Below are 6,000 nucleotides of genomic sequence, written 5' to 3' on the forward strand. Positions count from 1 at the left end.
CATACCAGTACCTCTCTGGTTTCTTGGAGACGTACTGGTATCTTTTTATAGTGTTCTAAAGAGCGAAAGAAGATCTCGAAAAGGCATTCGTTGTGTTTGAACTGCGCGACAAAAAAAGGACGTCTCATCAACCAATGCATGGCAGATGGGACATCCTGAAGTCCAGATCATAATTCGTTTAGCTCTTGATAGCGCCCATCATGATACCCTTCACAAAATACTTTTGCACAAAAGGATAGATCATGATAATTGGAAGGGTCGCTACCATGGTGACAGCCATACGGATACTTTCGCTGGAGACCGGAATTTGTTTGGAACTTTGCGCGAGCTGCTGGGCGTCCGACATCATACCGTCAGTCTGGAACTGATTAAGGATTTTTACAAGAACGGCTTGAAGTGTTTTTAGGCTAGGTTTGTAAGTGTACACATAAGAGTCGTACCAGGAGTTCCAGTGACCAATGGCCAGGAATAAGCCGATGGTTGCCAGAACAGGTACACACAGCGGCATGATGATCCGGAAGAAAATCTGCAAATCGTTGGCACCGTCGATTTTGGAGGATTCCTCTATTTCACCCGGAATCTGTTCCATGAAAGTGCGAACCAGAATCATCAGGAAAACACCGATCATCCCAGGGAAGATATAGACCCAGAACGAGTCAATCAATCCCACGGATTTAATGACCATATACGTTGGAATCAATCCGCCTCCAAAATACATCGTGAACACAAAGAAAAACGAGAAGTACTTCCATCCCAGCAAATTACGTTTGCTGAGCGCATAAGCCAACAGTGAAATGAAGAACATGGAGAAGGCGGTTCCGATTACAGTCCGCAGCACAGTCACCTGGATTGCGCTCCATATTTCCGGGTTGCGGAAAATGGTAATATAACTATCTACTGTGAATGACCGTGGCCAGAAATAGAGATTTCCACGCAAGGTGTCCGTTGCGTTATTTAAAGAGATTACGAGAATGTTCCAAAATGGATAGAATGTTACCAGAAAAATTCCGGCAAGGAAGATGTACAATGCGGCATCGAAGAGATGCTCAGCACTCAGTTTTCTGCTTTTCATATATGTCCCTCCGGTGTTCTAGAATAAGGATTGTCCATTAAGCTTCTTGGAGATATTGTTTACGGTGACTACGATAATGAAAGCCACAACCGAACTGAACATTCCGACTGCGGAAGCATAAGAGAACATGCCGTTCTGGATACCGTAACGGAAAGAATAGGTGGACAATACATCCGAATATCCCCGAGTGAGATCATTACCAAGCAGGAAATGCTGGTCAAACCCGGCATTCAAAATACCACCGAGTGCCAGGATGAGCAGGATGACGATGGTTGGTTTTAAGTGAGGCAGCGTAATATAACGAATTTGCTTGAAGCGGTTGGCACCGTCAACTTTGGCAGCTTCGTACAGCTCCTGGTTAATGGATGAAATGGCTGCCAGATACATGATAGAGCTGTATCCCATGTCTTTCCATGTGTTGCCCAGCGCTACGATCCACCAGAAGTACTTGCCTTCCTGAAGGAAAAGAACACTCTCGCTTGTGATGTGGAAAAATTTTAGAAGACCGTTGATTGCCCCGTCTGAAGACAGCAGGGTAACGATAATATTGGCCGCGATAACCCACGAGATAAAGTAGGGTAAGTAGGAAGCGGTCTGCACGGTTTTTTTAAATTTGACGCTTTTAATTTCGTTGATCGCAATGGCTATCAAAATAGGCATTGGAAAGGAAAAGAGCAGTGTGATCAGTGTAGACGCCAGCGTATTACGCATAATGATCAGGAAATCGCCGTTCTCGAAGAAATATTGGAACCATTTCAACCCGACGAATTCACTGGTGAACAGCGTATGCCAGAAGCCTCCCAACGTGGGCTGGTAGTTCACGAAAGACATGTACAGTCCGACCATTGGGGTATAGGCGAACACTACGGCCCATATCAATGCGGGAAGCATCATCAGGAACAAATATTTTTGCTGTTTGAAAATCGCCCACCGGCTCTTCTTCGGAAGTCCCAGCTTCCGTCCTGTCTGTGGTATTGTAATGGTTTTCATAGTTGGGCACCTCGCATCTCAAGTTATCTAAAATTATAGTGCCCGCAAAAAGAGGGTGTCGATAAAACAAAGTAACGAACAATGCCTGAAAATAACTTTCATTCATTTGGACCATAGTCGGGCATGAGGAAAAGAATATAATAGGAAATAGACAACATAGAGGAGGGGTCTTTTGGTGTATAGTATTTTTCTGGTGGATGATGAAGAGCTGGAGCTTGAGATGATGAGAGACTATATTCGCTGGGAAGAGATGGGCCTATATGTCGCTGGAACAGCTAGCAATGGCAGAGAGGCTTTGGAGAAAATAGAAGTGATTGAGCCCGATATTGTATTGACCGATGTGCAGATGCCAATCATGAACGGGATTGATCTAGCCAAGAAAATACGCGAGCGTTATGACTGGATTCAGTTGACGTTTCTAACCGGACATGACGAATTTAATTATGTGAAAGCGGCCTTGAATGTGGGGGCTGTTGGATATTTGCTGAAGCCGCTTGACCTGAGTGAAATTGAAAGCGTTATCGAAAAGGTGAAGCAGCGCTGTGAGGAAGTGCGATTGAAAAACCGATCCATGGAGTCTACCAAAGCGAATATGCTGAAGGAATTATCTTATGAAAAAGATATAGTGCGCACTATCCATCTGGTTGATGATTACCTGAAGCTTACCCGACAGTCGGAGCAAGGTCGCTATGCCATGGCCCTGTTCAGCATCGACCCGAAAGAGGCAGAGGAAGAAAGGCAGAGTATTGAGGACTGCATGTCTCGGCTGCTCACTTTTCTCGGCCATTTCTTCAATGACAAGAAAATGGAGACGATAATGGTCTCTTACAATGAGGGAGAGACTGGGGTGTTCATGGACGCTGCACAGCAGCCCGGTCATTATGCTTGGGAGGATCTATCCGAGGCCATTCGCAATGCGTTGGATTTCACGGTAACGGCTGCCGTAGGCGGACATGAAGTGCAGTTATCACATATTCATGACTTGTACGAACAGACCAAGATGATACTGAACGAGCGTTTCTATGAAGGCACGGGAAAAATTATTCATGCGAATGCGGTCCGGGGGCAATTTTATAGCGAGCAAGTCCCTCCTTTTGAGAAGAAAAAGTGGTTCGATGCTATTAACCAATTGGATTTTGAGCAAGCCGCGCAGCAGCTTCATGGTCATGTTGCTCGATTGGCGACACTCCGGATCAAGAAAAAGATCATATGTGATTGGGCTATTGATCTGCTTGATGAGCTGTTAGAGCAGCTTCATAAACCGGTTCTTGAGGGATTCAAGCGAGCGGAACTGTATCATTCCATTTATAATGCCCTGACGTTACACGAAATTGAAAATCTGATCCTCGGCACGGCAGGTGATGCGGTGAGCGTGTTGGGTGAACGTTTTATGGATAAGAACTCCAAAATGGTTCACCTGGTTCGCACAATGATTGATCAGAATTATAATCAGCCCATCACGATCAATAGCCTGTCCGACCAGGTTTATTTGTCGCCGAACTATTTACGTTCCATTTTTAAGGAGAAGACAGGAATGACGATTCACGATTATTTGACAAAGATTCGGTTGGACAATGCCAAAGCCATGCTGGCCGATGGTTCGCTCAAGATTCAGGATATCGCTCAGAGAGTAGGTTATGAGAGTACATCTTACTTTATTTCCCTATTTCTAAAGAGCCAAGGAGTTACGCCCAATGAGTACAGAAAAAATATTTGACCGTTCCGGACCATGGACCAGACTCTACCACAGAATTCCTTTCGTTCCGAAGCGGGCTTTAACCAATGTGCGCCTTAGAACCAAGTTTTTCTTTATCTTTCTGATCATCAGCATTATTCCGTTCTCCTTGCTAATTTACTATTCGTATTCATCGACGAAGACGACCATCACGGATCAGGCCTATACCAGTCTGAAAGGAACGCTTGCCCAGATTAATACCAACGTAGAGAACCGGTTGGAATATTACAGCCAACTGACAAACATTCTGTATATGGACGCGCAATTACGTAACTATTTATCCAATGATTATGAACAAGCCTTTTATTATTTGGATGCTTTTCAATATATTAACCGTACATTGCAGGCGCTCATGATTCTCAATACCAACATTCAGGGCATTACGATATATACGAACAACAAGACGTTGTACACAGACGCTCAGTTCGTGAGATATATGGAGGATCTGCCAGATAATCTGAAAAAAAATACGCTTCAGGCCGCGGGCAACGTAGTGTATAGCCACGCCAAAGATTTCAGGGGGCCTGACGCACATATCACTCTGTCCCGCTCATTAAGCTATTTCAGCTTACAGCAGCCTTATGGCATCCTGACACTGGATATTAGCGACTCCGAGCTGTATTCCCTTATCGAGATGGAGAGCAATAATAAAAGCGTATATATCATCGACGAGACAGGTAAAGTCATCAGCACGGGGGATGAGAAGCTAGCTTCTAATCTTTTGTTTGACGTGTATCCTATTCAGAAACAGCTTGAAGGTACCTCTGGAAGTTTTGATGCGCAGATAGACGGTCAGGAGCGATTCTTTACCTATGAGAAGCTGAGCAATGGATGGTCAACCGTTATTACAGTCGCCTATGATGAATTACTCTCCGATACAAACAATGCCACCAAGAAAATTGTTTGGGTGTCCAGTATTGCCATTGTGGCAGCCATTCTTCTGCTGTATGTAACAACCAAAATCATGACCAAACGAATAGAGGTATTACTGCAGCAGATTCGTAAAATGGAGCGCGGCAATTTCTCGCAATCGGTCACATTTATGGGTCATGATGAGATCGGTCAACTCTTCTTCGCCTTCAACAAGATGTCGACCCAGATTCAATCGTTGATTCATGATGTCTATGTCAAGGAAATCGGGATCAAGGAATCGGAGTTAAATACGCTTCAGGCTCAGATCAATCCGCATTTCCTCTACAATACGCTATCCTCGATCTCTTCACTGGCGATGAAAGAAAGCGCGATGCAGGTCTACCAGATGGTCAATTACTTGGCGAAGTATTACAGGGTATCACTGAACAAGGGCAAACGCGTCATTCTCATTGAACAGGAGATCAATCTGGTGAAGAACTATATTGCGATTCAAGAGATCCGGTTCAGAGACAAGTTGCATATGCATTACGATCTGGATCAGGAACTGTTCGGCAGGACGACGATCAAGTTGATTCTTCAGCCTTTCATTGAGAACTGCATTAATCATGCCATGTGGGATGAAACGGGGGTTAACATCATCGTCAAACTTCAACAGAACGGCAATGATATCCTGTTAAAAGTGATTGATGATGGTATCGGAATGACCGCCGATCAGTTGGAACAGGCACTCAGCAAAACCAATAATCTGTCCGGGTATGGCATCAAAAATGTGAATGACCGGATTAAGCTAACTTATGGAGAGGTGTATGGAGTTGAGATGTACAGCAGACTGGGGGTTGGCACTTCGGTAACCATCCGCATACCGCTGGATGCTTCCTATACCAGTTTATCCACCTTGCAGCCGGGCGAATAGCAAATGAAAGACGTTTTCCTTTATGAATTGTAAGATTGCGATATGGATAAGTGAACCCTCCCTTTTTACAATTAGGCATGTATTCATAACTCAGCACAAAGAGAGGGGTTAATCAAATGAAGGCAATCAAAGGGATTCTGTCACTCATTTTAATTGTGGTAGCGCTTTCAGGTTGTGCAAGCGGTAATCAGAATGCAGCATCCACCGGGAATGGTGAAGATGCAGGAACAGATAATACACCCATGACATTGACGTGGTTTGACAAAAATACGGGGGATGCATTTGATAACCCAGTTGCAAAAGCGATTACAGAAAAGACAGGTATACAGGTAGAAGTACAGCAGCCGACAGGCAATCCTGTGGAAAAGCTGAACCTCATGCTGGCGAGTAATGATCTTCCTGACGTTGTGATGCTGG

The 6,000-nt window shown here is 44.6% G+C and carries 4 protein-coding genes and 1 pseudogene; 3 read left to right on the plus strand and 2 right to left on the minus strand.

Features of this window, described 5'->3' with window-relative positions; translation table 11 throughout:
- Nucleotides 1-178: 178 nt before the first annotated feature.
- Nucleotides 179-1,072, minus strand: coding sequence for a carbohydrate ABC transporter permease (locus AMS66_RS26735; protein ID WP_053783669.1), 894 nt, complete (start codon nt 1,070-1,072; stop codon nt 179-181).
- A gap of 18 nt (nt 1,073-1,090) precedes the next feature.
- Complete coding sequence (locus tag AMS66_RS26740; protein WP_053783670.1) at nt 1,091-2,062, minus strand: ABC transporter permease; 972 nt, start codon at nt 2,060-2,062, stop codon at nt 1,091-1,093.
- Between the two features lie 175 nt (nt 2,063-2,237).
- Here AMS66_RS26740 and AMS66_RS26745 point away from each other — a divergent pair, with 175 nt between their 5' ends.
- The 3 genes and pseudogenes from AMS66_RS26745 to AMS66_RS34180 all read left to right on the plus strand — a co-directional run.
- The gene (locus tag AMS66_RS26745; protein ID WP_053783671.1) at nt 2,238-3,779 is read left to right on the plus strand and encodes a response regulator transcription factor; all 1,542 of its coding nucleotides are present in this window, start codon (nt 2,238-2,240) and stop codon (nt 3,777-3,779) included.
- A complete protein-coding gene (locus AMS66_RS26750; RefSeq protein WP_053783672.1) occupies nt 3,757-5,583 on the plus strand; it encodes a sensor histidine kinase in 1,827 nt (608 codons plus the stop codon). The genes AMS66_RS26745 and AMS66_RS26750 overlap by 23 nt, the downstream gene beginning before the upstream one ends.
- Nucleotides 5,584-5,699: 116 nt before the next feature.
- Nucleotides 5,700-6,000: pseudogene (locus AMS66_RS34180) on the plus strand (ABC transporter substrate-binding protein); the annotation flags it as partial.

The sequence above is a fragment of the Paenibacillus xylanivorans genome (assembly GCF_001280595.1).
Taxonomy (GTDB): domain Bacteria; phylum Bacillota; class Bacilli; order Paenibacillales; family Paenibacillaceae; genus Paenibacillus; species Paenibacillus xylanivorans.